Raw genomic sequence first — 14,930 nt, forward strand, 5'->3', positions numbered from 1 at the left:
GCGGCAAAAGGGTTTGAATCCCAATGGCTTTGTCAAAATATGCGCTTCCAGCACGGAGCCCGAACCGTTGTTCACTAACCAGATTCCTTAAAAATCCGTTAGAGGTGGCCTTGCCCTATCCACAGCGATTTCGGTAATGTCGGTCTATCGAAAGGGACGGGCCATTAGCCCTTAACCCAGCCTGAATCGGCCAGCTAACAGTGGCAGAATTCATGACGTGGATCAATTCCGCGAACGGGTATGGCTTGCCTTTTCGATACGATAGGGGACTGGCGTAATTGTACATGGCAGCTTGATGGCGCACCGGCGTTTTCGCCGGGTAGCACCGCTTTGCCCGAACATGTCAGACGGACTGGCTTTAAGCAGCCGGGACCCATCCCATTCTGACGAGGCAACGTCATCCGCCGGCGGCGGCGGTGGTGTTGTAGCGAAGATACGGTCGCCGGAAACATGGGTGCAGGAGGCGCACTCCCGGCGGAAAAAAGGTACAAAGGAAAAGGGACGCACAATCATGCAGAGCGGCATCGAGCGGGAGCTTACGGGCGACCTGCCATTTCCCGGAACATTGGTCGGAGCGCACGATATGGCGGCTTCCAGCGACGCGGAACAGAAGTTCGACCGGGTCAAGGCCCAGTTGAAGGCGCGCCTGGGAACCGAGGTCTATTCGAGCTGGTTCGGCCGTATGAAGGTGGCTGAGGCTTCCCGGGGCATTGTACGCATCTCGGTGCCCACGGCCTTCCTGCGCTCGTGGATCAATGGCCATTATCTCGATCTCATCGCCGATCTGTGGAAGCACGAGGATCCCGAAATCCTCAAGATCGAGATGGTCGTGCGCACCGCGACCCGTCCTGCCCGCAATGGCGTCGAACCCGAGGCCGTGCCGGCGCGCAAGATGACCAAGCATACGCAGACCGCATTGGCGGCCGGCACGGTCGGCCCCGGCAGGGTGGAGCGGGCGCCCGCCCCTCGTCCCGGCACGCCGATCGAGAGCGAATTCCGGCACAATGTGCTGGGGTCGCCGCTCGACCCGCGCTACACGTTCGGCTCCTTCATCGAAGGCCCGTCGAACCGGGTGGCTTTCGCCGCAGCCAAAGCCGTGGCGGAATCGCAGTCGAGCGCGGTGCGCTTCAACCCGCTGTTCCTTCATGCGACCGTCGGGCTCGGCAAGACGCACCTTTTGCAGGCGATTGCGGCCGAATCCCTGAAACAGAACCCGAAATCGCGCGTCGTCTATCTGACGGCCGAATATTTCATGTGGCGCTTCGCCACCGCGATCCGCGACAACAATGCGCTGACGCTGAAGGAACAGCTGCGCGACATCGACCTCTTGATCATCGACGACATGCAGTTCCTGCAGGGCAAGTCGATCCAGCACGAATTCTGCCATCTCATCAACATGCTGCTCGACAGCGCCAAGCAAGTGGTGGTTGCCGCTGACAGGCCGCCGTCGGAACTGGAATCGCTGGAACCGCGGGTGCGCTCGCGCCTCAATGGCGGTGTCGCGCTGGAAATGTCGGCGCCGGACTTCGCCATGCGCATAGGCATGCTCAAACTTCGGCTTGCCACCGCCAAGGTTGACGATGCATCGCTCAATATTTCGGAGGAGATCCTCAACCATGTCGCCCGCACGGTGACCGGCAGCGGTCGTGAGCTGGAGGGCGCGTTCAACCAACTGCTGTTTCGTCAGTCGTTCGAGCCGGCGATCACCATCGACCGCATCGACGAGATCCTGGGGCACATCTATCGCTCTGGCGAGCCGAAGCGGGTGCGCATCGAGGACATCCAGCGCATCGTGGCGCGCCACTACAATGTGTCGAAGACCGAGTTGCTGTCCAACCGGCGCACGCGCACCATCGTGAAGCCCAGGCAGGTCGCCATGTACCTGTCGAAGGTATTGACGCCGCGCTCGCTGCCGGAGATCGGCCGGCGGTTCGGCGGGCGCGACCACACCACGGTGCTGCATGCGGTGCGCAAGATCGAGGACCTTTCCGGCGTCGACAACACGCTGGCGCAGGAACTGGAACTGTTGCGCAGGCTGATCAACGACCAAGCCTGATCGGCGCGGCAAACGGTCGTCGCGCTTTAAATTTTCTTGTTTTGATGCATGTCGTTGTCCCAAAACCGCTGCGCAGTTTTCGGCGACATGCATCGGTTGCCGGCCAACGTCCGCTTTATCCCCAGAAAGCCCGCTTAACCGGCGCGAACCGGTGGCCCGGACTTGCGTTTGCTGGCTTTTTCCTGTCAGTTTGCATAGATTCTGAGCCTGTTCAGACCTTTCGCGGGGCGCCGCCCACTGGTGACCCGTCCATTCATTCAAGCGAGCCTGTTTCGTCATGCGTGTTATCCTGGAACGGTCCAATCTCCTGAAGTCGCTCAACCACGTTCATCGCGTGGTCGAGCGGCGCAATACCATACCGATCCTGTCGAACGTGCTGCTCAGCGCCGAGGGCGCCAGCCTTGAAATGAAAGCCACCGACCTCGACCTCGAAGTGACCGAAGCGACGCCGGCAAAGGTCGAGCGCGGCGGGGCGACGACGGTTCCGGCGCACCTGCTCTACGACATCGTGCGCAAGCTGGCCGACGGCGCCGAAGTGATGCTGAAGACCGACGAGGACGGCAACGCCATGACGGTAACGTCGGGCCGCTCGAGCTTTCGCCTGCAATGCCTGCCGCAGTCCGATTTCCCGGAGCTTTCGGCGGGATCCTTCTCACACATCTTCCGGCTCGATTCCGTCGCCCTGAGAGGCCTTATCGAAAAGACCCAGTTCGCCATCTCCACCGAAGAGACGCGCTACTATCTCAACGGCATCTACCTGCACACGCATGAAACTGGCGGCAAGCTGAAGCTGCGTTCGGTGGCGACCGACGGCCACCGCCTGGCGCGCGCCGAGATCGACGCTCCGGCCGGGTCCGAAGGCATGCCGGGCATCATCATTCCGCGCAAGACGGTCAGCGAATTGCAGAAGCTGGTCGACGATCCCGATGTCGCGGTGACCACCGAATTGTCCGACACCAAGATCCGCTTCACCATCGGCAGCGTGGTTCTGACCTCGAAGCTGATCGACGGCACTTTCCCGGACTACCAGCGCGTCATTCCGACCGGCAACGACAAGAAGCTGATCATCGACCGCCAGAGCTTCGCCGCCGCCGTCGATCGCGTCTCGACCATTTCCTCCGAGCGCGGCCGCGCGGTGAAGCTTTCGATCACCGAAGGCCAGGTGACGCTTGCCGTCAACAATCCGGATTCGGGCAGCGCCACCGAGGAACTGGCCGCTGATTACTCCTCAGACCCGATCGAGATCGGCTTCAACGCCAAATATCTGCTCGACGTCGCTGCTCAACTGACCGGCACGGAAGCCAAGTTCATGCTGGCCGATGCCGGTTCGCCGACGCTGATCCACGACATGGCCGATGAGACCGCGCTCTACGTGCTGATGCCGATGCGGGTGTAGCAGCCGCACTGCGGCACACTGCAGCATAATTGATTGCGGCGACTTCTACAGGCGGATAGCGGTTGCCGGAACAAAGTCACATAAGGAAGCTAACACTTACGAATTTCCGCAACTATGCGGCGCTGTCGATCGGCTTTTCCCCCGGCCCTGTGGTGTTTTCCGGCGACAATGGCGCCGGCAAGACCAATCTTCTGGAAGCCATCTCCCTGCTGACGCCGGGCCGCGGCCTGCGCCGTGCGCCCTATGTCGACGTGGCCCGCGAAGGCGGCGATGGCGGCTTTGCGCTCCACGCAAGGCTCGACGGGCCGGAGGGACAGGTCGAGATCGGCACCGGCATCACCGGGGGTGAAGCGGCCGGCGAGGGCGGTCGCAAGGTGCGCATCAATGGCGCGCCGGCACGGTCGGCAGACGCCATGCTGGAATGGCTGCGCGTCGTCTGGCTGACGCCGGCCATGGACGGCCTGTTCCCCGGACCTGCCGCCGACCGGCGGCGCTTTCTCGACCGGCTGGTTTTGGCTGTCGATCCCGGCCACGGCCAGCGTGCGCTCGATTACGAGAAGGCGATGCGCGGACGTAACCGCTTGCTTACGGAAGGCTCGCGCGACGGCGCCTGGTTCGACGCCATCGAGATGCAGATGGCCGAAACCGGCGTGGCGATCGCGGCTGCGCGCGCCGAACTGGTACGCCTGCTTACCGCCATGATCGACAGGCTGCCTTCCAGCGGGCCGTTTCCGCAGGCCGACATCAGCCTCTCCGGCGACCTTGAAAGCGACGTCGCCACAGCACCCGCCGTGGATGTCGAGGAACGCTATCGCGCCGCCCTTGCCGACGGCCGCGAGCGCGACCGCGCCGCCGGACGCACGTTCGATGGCCCGCACCGTTCGGATCTGCTGGTGCGCCACCGCCCCAAGGCGATGCCGGCCGAACTCTGCTCGACCGGAGAGCAGAAGGCGCTGCTGGTCGGCATCGTGTTGTCGCACGCAAGGCTGACCGGCGAGATGTCGGGGATGACGCCGATCCTGTTGCTCGACGAGATTGCCGCGCATCTCGATGCCGGCCGGCGCGCCGCGCTGTTCTCGATCCTGGAAGAGCTGAGCTGCCAGGCCTTCATGACCGGAACCGACGCCGCGCTGTTTTCCAGCCTGAGGGGACGCGCGCAGTTCCTCAACGTCGACCACGGCACGGTTGGGCCAACCGAAGAGACCTGACAAGCTTTTTGCTCCGCTATATGGTCCGGCAATGACCCCTGCCGCCCTCACCGACGAAGAGCTCGAACGCTATGCCCGCCACATCGTGCTGCCCGAGATCGGCGGCGCCGGCCAGCAGAGGCTGAAGCGGGCGCGGGTACTGGTGATCGGCGCCGGCGGCCTCGGCGCGCCGGTGCTGGAATATCTCGCTGCCGCCGGCGTCGGCACGCTTGGAATCGTCGACGACGATATTGTCTCGCTGTCCAATCTGCAGCGGCAAGTGATCCACGCCACCCATACGGTCGGCACGGCGAAGACCGAGAGCGCCAAAGCAGCGATCGCCCGGATCAATCCCCATGTCGCGGTGGAATTGCACGATTTCAGGCTGACGGCCGACAATGCTGCCGTTCTCGTCGCGCGCTACGACGTGGTCGTCGACGGCTCCGACAATTTCGAGACGCGCTATGTGGTGGCGGATGCCTGCGCGGCGGAAAAGCGGCCGCTCGTGCATGCCGCCGTCGGCCGCTTCGACGGCTCGGTGACGGTGTTGATGCCGTTCGGGACCGGCGCCGACGGCAGACCGAACCCTGGATATCGCGACCTCTTTCCTGAAGCGCCGCCGGAAGGACTGGTGCCGTCCTGCGCGGTGGCCGGGGTCGTCGGTGCGCTGACCGGCGTCATCGGCACCTTGCAGGCAATGGAAGCCATCAAGCTGATCACCGGTATCGGCGAACCACTGGTCGGCCGGCTGCTGCTCTACGATGCGCTGTCGGCGCGCTTCGACACGATCCGCTACAAGAGAAGCTGACCGCATGGATCAGCCTGCCAGTGTTTTGGTCACGCAGTTCGCCCCCGGCTTCGACCGCTGGGACGAACTGCTCAGCCTGATCATGCGCGCCTTTGCACCGATGGACGGCGTCATCGACCCGCCCTCCTCTGCGCATCTGCTGTGCGTCGAAAGCCTGAGGGACAAGGCTGGGCGGGAAACGGTGTTCGTGGCTCTGCAGGGCGGCCAGATCGCAGGCTGCGTTTTTGCGCTGGAGAGACCCGATGATTTCTATATCGGCAAGTTCGCCGTCGAACTCGGGCTTCAGGGCCAAGGCATCGGCAGACGATTGATGCAGGCTGTCGAGGACCTTGCCCGCAACCGCAACAAACCCGCCATCGAACTGCAGACGCGGGTCGAGCTCACGGCAAATCACGCAACCTTTGCGCGTCTCGGCTTCCGCGAAACCGCGCGCACGGCGCATGACGGTTATGACCGGCCGACCTCGATCACCATGCGCAAGGAGTTCGCGTGAGCCTCGCCCTCAGCGCACAGGAGCAGACAATCGCCTCCGGCCATGACGGGGCGGCGATGGCGATGCGCATCGTTGCCGAAAGCGCTGCGCTGCTCGGCGCGCCGCGACTGATCCCGATCGCCTCGACGCATATAGACGGCGCGCTCTATCACGGCGATTCCGGCACGCTGTTTGCCGAAAGGCTGGTCGATGGCGGCGCCAGGGTCGCGGTGCGCTCGACGCTCAATGTCGGCGCGCTCGACCTGATGGGCTGCTCGCGCGTGCGCCTCGAAGAGCCGGCGCGCGGCATGGCGCGACGAATGATGGAGGCCTACCGCAAACTGGGCTGCGAGCAGAGCTGGACCTGCGCGCCCTATCAGGCCGGCCACAGGCCAGCGCTTGGCAGCGATGTCGCCTGGGGTGAATCCAACGCGGTGGTGTTCTGCAATTCGGTGCTGGGGGCACGCACCAACCGCTATGGCGACTTCCTCGACATCGCCTGCGCCATATCGGGCCGCGCGCCGGATTACGGCCTGCATCGCCCCGAGAACCGGCAGGCACGGCTGGTGTTCGATGTGTCCGGCCTCTCCGCCTCGTTCCTTGGTTCGGAGATCGCCTGGCCGGTGCTGGGCAACCTCTACGGCCGTGAGGTCGGCAACGCGGTCGGCGTCGTCACCGGCATATCCAGCCATCCCGGCGAGGATGCGCTGAAGGCCTTCGGCGCGGCGGCGGCATCGTCGGGCGCCGTCGGCCTGTTCCATATCGCTGGGGTAACGCCAGAAGCGCCCGACGCCGAGACCATCCTGGTGGGCGGCAGGCCGGAAACGATGATCCGCGTAACGCCGGAGATGGCCATGAAGGCCCGCGCCGGCCTGTCCACCGCAGCCACGCAGACCGCCATCGATGCCGTGGCGATCGGCAGTCCGCATCTGTCTTTGGCCGAATTCGATGCACTTGAGCGGCTGATTGGCGGGCGGCGGCTCAGCGTGCCGATTTACGCCTGCACCGGCCGCCACGTGCTCACCAGGCTGGAGCAGAACGGCAAGCGCAAGATGCTCGAAGCCAGCGGCGTCATCATCGTCGCCGACACCTGCGTGGTGGTGACGCCGATCCTGCCGAATCTGGCCGGCGGCGTGCTGATGACCAATTCGGGAAAATTCGCGCACTACGCGCCGGGCAATACCGGTTACGCCGTGCTTTACGGCTCGCTGGCCGACTGCGTGGAAAGCGCGGTTGCCGGTAAGCCCAGGTTTACGGATATCGCCGCATGAGCGCCATCGCTGAAATCCTGGTGCCGGGCAGCGGAGGCGAAGGGCTGGCCTTGGTGCTGATGGCGCCGATCAGCTTCTGGGGCGGCGTCGATCCGAAGAGCGGCCGCATCGCCGATGTCCGTCACCCGCAGCATGGCGAGACCATTTCCGGGCGTGTGCTGTTCCTGCCCGGCACGATCGGCTCGTCCTCAGCGTCAGCCGTGCTGATGGAACTCGTCCACAATGGCCATGCGCCGACGGCACTCGTGCTGCACGAGCCGGACGCGATCCTGCTGCTTGGCTTGATTGTGGCCAGGGAAATGGGCTGGCCGACGCCGGTAGCGCTCAGGCTCAGGCGCGACGCTTTTGAGGCCTATCGCGGCAAGCGTGTGAGTGTCGCGGCGGATGGCGCCCTCACAACCGCATCCTGAACGCGGCCCGCTTCAAGTCCGTAGCGGCAGCACGCGGTCCGGCGGCCGGTGGCCGTCGAAGAAGGCGCGGATGTTGATGATCACCTTCTCGCCCATGTCGATGCGGCCCTCGATCGTCGCAGAACCCATATGCGGCAAAAGCACGACTTTGTTCTTGGCGGCAAGCTTCAGCAGTTTCGAGTTCAGCGCCGGTTCGTGCTCGTAGACGTCGAGGCCGGCGCCGGCGATCTTGCCGTCCTGGATCAGCTTGACCAGCGCTTCCTCGTCGATGATGTCGCCGCGCGCGGTGTTGACCACATAGGCGGTGGGCTGAAGCAGAGCTAGGCGCCGCGCCGAAAGCAGATGAAAGGTCGCCGGCGTCGACGGGCAGTTGATCGAGATGATGTCCATGCGGGCAAGCATCTGGTCGAGGCTTTCCCAATAGGTCGCCTCCAGCCCTTCCTCGACCGCCGGCAGCACGCGATGGCGGTTATGGTAGTGGATCGACAGGCCGAAAGCCTTGGCGCGCCTCGCAACCGCAGTGCCGATGCGGCCCATGCCGACGATACCGAGGCGCTTGCCCCAGATGCGCCGGCCGAGCATCCAGGTCGGCGACCAACCGGCCCATTTCTTGTCGCTGGTGAGCACATTGGCGCCTTCGGCCAGCCGCCGCGGCCCGGCCAGCATCAGCGCCATGGTCATGTCGGCCGTATCTTCGGTCAGCACGTTCGGCGTGTTGGTGACGGTAATGCCTTTCTTGGCCGCCGCCGCCACATCGATCTTGTCGACGCCATTGCCGAAATTGGCGATCAGCTTGAGATTGTCGCCGGCCTGGGCAATCAGCGCCGCATCGATCTGGTCGGTGATGGTCGGCACCAGCACATCGGCTTCCTTGATCGCCGCGACCAGCTCCGGCTGCGTCATCGGGCGGTCCTCGACATTCAGCCTGGCGTCGAAGAGTTCGCGCATGCGGGTCTCGACCGGATCGGGCAGCTTGCGCGTGATGACGACGAGAGGCCGTTTTTTGCCTGCCATTGTTTCCTCGAACCCGATCTCGTTGAGACCTCTTTAACCAAGACAGGCGAAACTGAATACCGGTCGCGGTGCCTGCCACTCCTGTAACAAGCGGTGCCGCCGAAGACAAAGAAAAAGGGGCGCCCGGACCAAAGGGCACGCGCCGAAAGGAATGAAAGTGTCTGGTTTCGCGTCGCTTCGCCTGATCCTCAGCGCAGCGCTTCTCGGCGCTCTCCTGCATTCCCCGCAAGCCGCGGCGCAAGGTGCCGCCGCACCTGTGCAGACGGTCACGCTCGGGCCGAGCGGCCTGCCGCTGCCGCGTTTCGTCAGCCTGAAATCGGCTCGCGTCAACTCGCGCGTTGGCCCCGGCGCCAACTATTCCGTCGACTGGATGTACACAAAGGCCGGCCTGCCGATGGAAATCATCCAGGAATTCGATACCTGGCGGCGGGTGCGCGATGCCGATGGCTCGGAGGGTTGGATCAACCAGTCGCTGCTGTCCGGCCGCCGGACCGCGATCGTCGCCCCTTGGCAACGCACCAAAGGTGGCCGAATCAATCTGCTCGACGATGCCGATAAGGACGCCAGCGTCATCGCCATCATCGAGCCGGGCGTTACGGGCACGATCAAAACCTGCGATGGCCAGTGGTGCGAAATGACCTTCGACGGCCACACCGGCTGGATCGCCCAGTCGCAGGTGTGGGGCGCCTATCCCGGCGAGCACGTCAAGAATTGAGATTGCTGGAGGCCTAACGGCCGATACGGCCGAGATGGGTGTCCTGAAAACCGGTCGACAGTTTGAGACCGTAGCCGAGCGCGCGGTCGACGGCGATGTGGATGATCCAGATCAGACCAATCGCGGTCGCCGTCGAATTGGCCAGAACATATCCGGCGAGGGCCAGCAACAGCGGGACGATCAGGATGTGCAACGCGTTGTAAGCGACAGCGCCGATCCGTGCCCCGGCGAGATAGCCCAGCATCGACAGGTCGGGCGCCAGAATAAGCAGGGCGAACAGCCACCAGGAAACGCCTGACGCGGCATAGGCGACTATAGCCACGACCGCGACCGCAACCCATTCGAGCCGGATTGCAAAATCGACAGGTTTCACGGGTTGGGGCTTAAACGCTGCGCTTCGGGCGCAGCCTCACCACGATGTCGACATTGGCGATCTCCATGCCTGCGGGTGGCTCCGGCAGGTTGGAGACGGTCACCGGACCGCTTTCTATATCGAAGATCCTGTTTTCGCCTTCGATGTAAAAATGATGGTGATCGGAGGTGTTGGTGTCGAAATAGGTCTTGGACCCCTCGACCGCCAGGATGCGCAGCAGGCCGGCCTGGGTGAACTGGTGAAGCGCGTTGTAGACGGTGGCGAGCGAGACCGGCACGCCGGCGGCGACCGCCTCTTCATGCAGTTCCTCGGCCGAAAGGTGGCGGTCGCCCTTGGCAAACAGCAGATCGGCCAGCGCAATGCGTTGGCGTGTCGGCCTAAGGCCGGCTTCGCGAACCCGCTTGTCCACAGCGACATTTTCCTTCCGGCCGCCCAGATCCATCTATCCGTCCAAGCCCACAGTTCTGCCTCAAGACACGCCCAGAGTGGCGAAAAAACGTCATCAACCGAAACTGGATACCTCCCGACATATATTCTGTTGGCGGAATACGATCAATAGAGCGACGTGCGTCCAGTTGGACGCACTAAGTGCGCTCTATCGCTTTTTTGGCGTCGCATCGTGCTTTCCGGAATCGAGATCGATTTCGGGCCGATGCGAGAGCGCGCATTGACCCGGGCAGACGGGCGGGTTAAGCGCAAACGCCGGTTTCCGGACCGAAAGGGATTGTGTTAGGAAACCAACGACAAGGGCGCCCCACCGCCCGGGACATTATGGGGACGAGACATATGGCGGGTTCGAAATCCAGCTACGGTTATGAGGAATTGCTTGCCTGCGCCCGCGGCGAGCTGTTTGGGCCCGGCAACGCCCAGCTGCCCTATCCGCCGATGCTGATGTTCGACCGCATCACCGAGATCAGCGAGACCGGCGGCGCCCACGACAAGGGCTTCATCCGCGCCGAATTCGACATCAAGCCGGACCTGTGGTTTTTCGCCTGCCATTTCATCGGCAATCCGATCATGCCGGGGTGCCTGGGCCTCGACGCCATGTGGCAATTGACGGGTTTCTACCTCGGCTGGCTCGGTGAGCCGGGCAAGGGCATGGCGCTGTCGACCGGCGAAGTGAAGTTCAAGGGGATGGTGACGCCTTCGGTCAAGAAAGTGGAATACGGCATCGATTTCAAGCGCGTCATGCGCGGACGCCTGGTTCTCGGCATCGCCGATGGCTGGCTTAAAGCCGACGGCGAACCCATATACGCGGCGACAGACCTCAAAGTGGGGCTGTCCAAGCAATCGGCCGCCTGACCGGCGCCACTGCAGCAGGGCGTTCCCGGACGCGCAACGACGCTGCGGCATTTTGGTTTTGCGTATGATCGCCGGCGAAAACCGACTAGGGTTTCGGGATCATCCGCTGGAAGGAGTTGCGAATGAGAAGGGTCGTCGTCACAGGCCTCGGCATCGTATCGTCGATCGGCAACAACGCCAACGAGGTGCAATCCTCGCTCCACGATGCCAAATCAGGCATCAGCTTCTCCGATTCCTTCGCCGAACACGGCTTCCGCTGCCAGGTCTGGGGCGCGCCGACGCTCGACCCGACCCCTATGATCGACCGGCGCGCCATGCGCTTCCTGAGCCAGGGCGCGGCCTGGAACCATGTCGCGATGGACCAGGCGATCGCCGACGCCGGGCTTGGCGAAAGCGACATCACCAATGAGCGCACCGGCATCGTCATGGGCTCGGGTGGCCCCTCGACCCGCACCATCGTCGAGGCGGCCGAGACCACGCTCAAGAACAACAGCCCCAAGCGCATCGGTCCGTTCGCGGTGCCGAAGGCGATGTCGTCGACCGCGTCGGCGACGCTCGCCACCTGGTTCAAGATCCACGGCGTCAACTATTCGATCTCGTCGGCCTGCTCGACCTCGGCGCATTGCATCGGCAACGCCTACGAACTGATCCAGTGGGGCAAGCAGGATGTGATGTTTGCCGGCGGCCATGAGGACCTCGACTGGACGATGTCGGACCTGTTCGATGCCATGGGGGCGATGTCGTCGAAGTATAACGACAAGGCGTCAACAGCTTCCCGCGCGTATGACGCCAATCGCGATGGCTTCGTCATCGCGGGCGGCGCGGGCGTCCTCATCCTGGAGGAGCTCGAACACGCCAAGGCGCGCGGCGCCAAGATCTACGCTGAGATCGTCGGCTATGGCGCGACGTCGGACGGTTACGACATGGTGGCGCCGTCGGGCGAAGGCGCGGTGCGCTGCATGCGCCAGGCTCTGGCGACGGTGTCCGCGCCGGTCGACTACATCAACACCCACGGCACCTCGACGCCGGTCGGCGATTCCCGGGAAATGGGCGCCATCCGAGAGGTGTTCGGCGACACGATGCCGTTCATCACCTCGACCAAGTCGCTGACCGGCCATTCCCTTGGTGCCGCCGGCGTACAGGAATCGATCTACTCGATCCTGATGATGCAAGGCGGCTTCATCGGCGAGAGCGCCCATATCGAAAACCTCGATCCCGAATTCGAGGGCATGCCGATCGTGCGCAAGCGCATCGACGACGCCAGGATCGACACGGTTTTGTCCAACTCGTTCGGCTTCGGTGGCACCAACGCAACGCTGATTTTCCAGCGCTATTCCGCATAAGGCTAGCGTTTTATTGTAGGGGGATTGCCGGCCATGGACGGACTGATGAAGGGCAAGCGCGGGCTTGTCATGGGCGTCGCCAACGATCATTCGATCGCCTGGGGCATCGCCAGGAAATTGTCCGAACACGGGGCGGAGCTTGCCTTCACCTATCAGGGCGACGCCTTCGGGCGCCGCGTCAAGCCGCTTGCCGAGAAACTTGGGGCGTCACTGGTGGTGCCGTGCGACGTCGAGGACAGCGCATCGGTCGCCGCCACCTTCGAGACGCTCGGCAAGGAATGGGGCGGGCTCGACTTCGTCGTCCACGCCATCGGCTTTTCCGACAAGAACGAGCTCAAAGGGCTCTACGCCGACACCAGCCGCGACAATTTCGTCCGCACCATGGTCATCTCCTGCTACTCCTTCACCGAGGTCGCCCGCCATGCCGCCCCGCTGATGAGCGAAGGCGGCGCGATGATCACGCTGACCTATGCCGGCTCTGTCCGCGTCATGCCGAACTACAACGTCATGGGCGTCGCCAAGGCCGGGCTGGAAGCCAGCGTGCGCTATCTCGCCAACGATTATGGCCCGCGCGGCATCCGGGTGAACGGCATATCGGCGGGACCGGTGCGTACTTTGGCCGGCGCCGGAATCTCGGACGCCCGCCACATGTACTCCTACCAGCAGCGCAACTCGCCGCTGCGCCGCACGGTGACCATCGACGAGGTCGGCGGCTCGGCGCTCTATCTTTTGTCCGACCTCTCGTCAGGCGTCACCGGCGAAATCCATTATGTGGATTCCGGCTATCACATCGTGTCGATGCCAACCCTGGATGAGTTGAAGCAGACCGACAGCGTACGCGATTAACTCACCAGTAAAATTAGATGCATCGGCGGAAACTCATTTTAAGGAGATATCCGCTAGAAGTCTTATGGGCTTGGGCTCTGCGCGTTCTTGCTGGGCGCAAAGGATGCTTTAGCCTTTATGAATTTGCGCTTGATATTTCCGAAAGTCGAGTTGATTTCGGGATCATGCGACAGGGACTGAGCAATGCCTGCTGTCAGCAACCCGAAGCGAACACCTGTGTTCCGGCTGCTCACCGTCGCCAGTTCGGGCCTTGGCAGTTTCATCCTTGGGCTTTGGGGCCTCCGGCATGGTTTCGGGGACGGCTTTGCCGGCATGCAGGCGGAAACCATGATCGGCATCGCGTCGGCGCTATGCGCGCTGGCCGCCGCCGGTGCTGCCTTGTCCTTCTTCGCCGGCGTCGATGAATCGGTGGACTACGTTTTCAACGAAACCCATTTCGACAAGCTGACCGGGCTTTTTGCGCGGCCGGCGATGGTCGGCAGGATTGCCGACGCGGCGTCCGCGACGATCAGGACCGGTGAGCCGGTGTTCCTCATCGACATCGACATCGACCGCTTCAAGCAGATCAACGACGCCATCGGCTACAGCCATGGCGACGAACTGATCCGCGGCTTCACCAAGCGGTTGAAGGCCTGCATGCCCGAAGGCGCGGTGATGGGGCGCATCGGCGCCGGCGAGTTCGCTATCCTTGTCTGGGAACACCAACTCCAAAGGTCCATGGAAAGCACCGTCGAAACCATGATCGAGGAGATGCTGAAGCCGTACCAGCTCGATTCCCACCTGCAGTCGGTCGGCCTGTCGGTCGGCATCGTGGCGATGCCAAAGGATGGCGTCGATCCGGTCCTCATCCTGCGCCGCTCCAACCTGGCGCTGCAGAATGCCCGCGCCGGCGGCGTGGGCAACTGGTCGGTCTTCCATTCCGACATGGGCCAGGTCGCCGACTACCGCCACTGGATCGAATCCGAACTGCACATCGCCTTCGTCCGTGGCGATTTCGACCTTCACTACCAGCCGCAGCTCGACCTGCCGACCGGCCGTATCGTCGGCTACGAGGCGCTGATCCGCTGGAAGCACCCGGAACGCGGCATGATCCCGCCGATGGAATTCATTCCGATCGCCGAAGAGACCGGCATGATCCACCCGATCGGCAATTGGGTGCTGAACAAGGCCTGCAGCGATGCCCGTCATTTGCCCGAGGACTGCTTCGTTGCCGTCAACATCTCGCCGGTCCAGTTCATGACCAAGGATTTCGTCGGCATCGTGCGCGATACGATGGCCAGCACCGGCATCAAGCCGTCGCGGCTGGAGCTCGAAGTGACCGAGACGGCGATGATGCAGGACCGCGACCGCGCCGCCACCATCCTGCAGCAGCTTGCCGACATGGGCATTTCGGTGGCCGTCGACGATTTCGGCACCGGCTATTCCAATCTCAGCTACCTGATCGACTTCGCCTTCGGCAAGCTGAAGATCGACCGCTCCTTCGTCAGCCGCATCGACACCGATTCGAATTCGGGCGCCGTCGTCTCTACCATCGTCGGCCTGTCGCGGGCGCTCGGCGTCGGCATCATCGCCGAAGGCGTCGAGACCGAGAACCAGGCGACGCTTTTGCGAGCAGCTGGTTGCGAGATGGTGCAGGGCTATCTGTTCGGCAGGCCGGCGCCGCTCAAGATCAAGCCTGGCGATATCAGACCGACCATTCCCGTCCACGAGCCGGCGCGCATCGTCAGCATGCATTGA

At 63.3% G+C, this 14,930-nt stretch carries 15 protein-coding genes; 12 read left to right on the forward strand and 3 right to left on the reverse strand.

What is annotated here, in order from left to right:
* Positions 1 to 511 precede the first annotated feature (511 nt).
* The 7 genes from dnaA to NKJ64_RS00145 all read left to right on the forward strand — a co-directional run bounded on the left by dnaA (position 512) and on the right by NKJ64_RS00145 (position 7,600).
* Positions 512 to 2,056 carry a chromosomal replication initiator protein DnaA gene (gene dnaA / locus NKJ64_RS00115; protein WP_031195619.1) on the forward strand — a complete coding sequence of 515 codons (1,545 nt, stop codon included), beginning with the start codon at positions 512 to 514 and terminating at the stop codon, positions 2,054 to 2,056.
* 277 nt (positions 2,057 to 2,333) lie between these two features.
* The gene (gene dnaN / locus NKJ64_RS00120) at positions 2,334 to 3,452 is read left to right on the forward strand and encodes a DNA polymerase III subunit beta (protein ID WP_023669575.1); all 1,119 of its coding nucleotides are present in this window, start codon (positions 2,334 to 2,336) and stop codon (positions 3,450 to 3,452) included.
* A 62-nt stretch (positions 3,453 to 3,514) separates the two neighbouring features.
* Positions 3,515 to 4,660, forward strand: coding sequence for a DNA replication/repair protein RecF (recF, locus tag NKJ64_RS00125; protein WP_023681997.1), 1,146 nt, complete (start codon positions 3,515 to 3,517; stop codon positions 4,658 to 4,660).
* A gap of 31 nt (positions 4,661 to 4,691) precedes the next feature.
* Positions 4,692 to 5,447 (forward strand): molybdopterin-synthase adenylyltransferase MoeB, encoded by a 756-nt coding sequence (locus NKJ64_RS00130; RefSeq protein ID WP_023681998.1) that lies wholly within the window; start codon positions 4,692 to 4,694, stop codon positions 5,445 to 5,447.
* Between the two features lie 4 nt (positions 5,448 to 5,451).
* Positions 5,452 to 5,940, forward strand: a complete 489-nt coding sequence (locus tag NKJ64_RS00135; RefSeq protein WP_023755156.1) for a GNAT family N-acetyltransferase — start codon at positions 5,452 to 5,454, stop codon at positions 5,938 to 5,940.
* Positions 5,937 to 7,190: an aconitase X gene (locus tag NKJ64_RS00140; protein WP_023682000.1), complete on the forward strand. Its 1,254-nt coding sequence runs from the start codon at positions 5,937 to 5,939 to the stop codon at positions 7,188 to 7,190. The genes NKJ64_RS00135 and NKJ64_RS00140 overlap by 4 nt, the downstream gene beginning before the upstream one ends.
* Entirely contained in the window at positions 7,187 to 7,600 is a 414-nt protein-coding gene (locus NKJ64_RS00145) for an aconitase X swivel domain-containing protein (protein WP_352461729.1), read from the forward strand. The genes NKJ64_RS00140 and NKJ64_RS00145 overlap by 4 nt, the downstream gene beginning before the upstream one ends.
* Before the next feature lie 12 nt (positions 7,601 to 7,612).
* Here the strand turns inward: NKJ64_RS00145 and NKJ64_RS00150 are convergent, their stop codons facing one another.
* Positions 7,613 to 8,614 (reverse strand): 2-hydroxyacid dehydrogenase, encoded by a 1,002-nt coding sequence (locus NKJ64_RS00150; protein ID WP_023703476.1) that lies wholly within the window; start codon positions 8,612 to 8,614, stop codon positions 7,613 to 7,615.
* 157 nt (positions 8,615 to 8,771) lie between these two features.
* Here NKJ64_RS00150 and NKJ64_RS00155 point away from each other — a divergent pair, with 157 nt between their 5' ends.
* The gene (locus NKJ64_RS00155) at positions 8,772 to 9,329 is read left to right on the forward strand and encodes an SH3 domain-containing protein (RefSeq protein WP_023669569.1); all 558 of its coding nucleotides are present in this window, start codon (positions 8,772 to 8,774) and stop codon (positions 9,327 to 9,329) included.
* A 13-nt stretch (positions 9,330 to 9,342) separates the two neighbouring features.
* On the opposite strand, the gene NKJ64_RS00160 is transcribed toward NKJ64_RS00155, so the two are convergent.
* The gene (locus tag NKJ64_RS00160; RefSeq protein ID WP_023669568.1) at positions 9,343 to 9,702 is read right to left on the reverse strand and encodes a DUF4260 domain-containing protein; all 360 of its coding nucleotides are present in this window, start codon (positions 9,700 to 9,702) and stop codon (positions 9,343 to 9,345) included.
* A 10-nt stretch (positions 9,703 to 9,712) separates the two neighbouring features.
* On the reverse strand, positions 9,713 to 10,144 hold the full coding sequence (gene irrA, locus NKJ64_RS00165; protein WP_031193300.1) for an iron response transcriptional regulator IrrA: 432 nt from the start codon (positions 10,142 to 10,144) through the stop codon (positions 9,713 to 9,715).
* Between the two features lie 344 nt (positions 10,145 to 10,488).
* On the opposite strand from irrA, the gene fabA reads away from it, so the two are divergent.
* The 4 genes from fabA to NKJ64_RS00185 all read left to right on the forward strand — a co-directional run bounded on the left by fabA (position 10,489) and on the right by NKJ64_RS00185 (position 14,930).
* Positions 10,489 to 11,004 (forward strand): 3-hydroxyacyl-[acyl-carrier-protein] dehydratase FabA, encoded by a 516-nt coding sequence (fabA, locus tag NKJ64_RS00170; RefSeq protein ID WP_023669566.1) that lies wholly within the window; start codon positions 10,489 to 10,491, stop codon positions 11,002 to 11,004.
* Positions 11,005 to 11,126: 122 nt separating this feature from the next.
* Entirely contained in the window at positions 11,127 to 12,347 is a 1,221-nt protein-coding gene (fabB, locus tag NKJ64_RS00175) for a beta-ketoacyl-ACP synthase I (protein WP_023669565.1), read from the forward strand.
* 33 nt (positions 12,348 to 12,380) lie between these two features.
* Entirely contained in the window at positions 12,381 to 13,193 is an 813-nt protein-coding gene (gene fabI / locus NKJ64_RS00180) for an enoyl-ACP reductase FabI (RefSeq protein WP_023669564.1), read from the forward strand.
* 183 nt (positions 13,194 to 13,376) lie between these two features.
* Positions 13,377 to 14,930 carry a putative bifunctional diguanylate cyclase/phosphodiesterase gene (locus tag NKJ64_RS00185; protein ID WP_023669563.1) on the forward strand — a complete coding sequence of 518 codons (1,554 nt, stop codon included), beginning with the start codon at positions 13,377 to 13,379 and terminating at the stop codon, positions 14,928 to 14,930.

Source organism: Mesorhizobium sp. M0062 (assembly GCF_040323125.1).
In the GTDB taxonomy this organism is placed as follows: Bacteria; Pseudomonadota; Alphaproteobacteria; order Rhizobiales; family Rhizobiaceae; genus Mesorhizobium.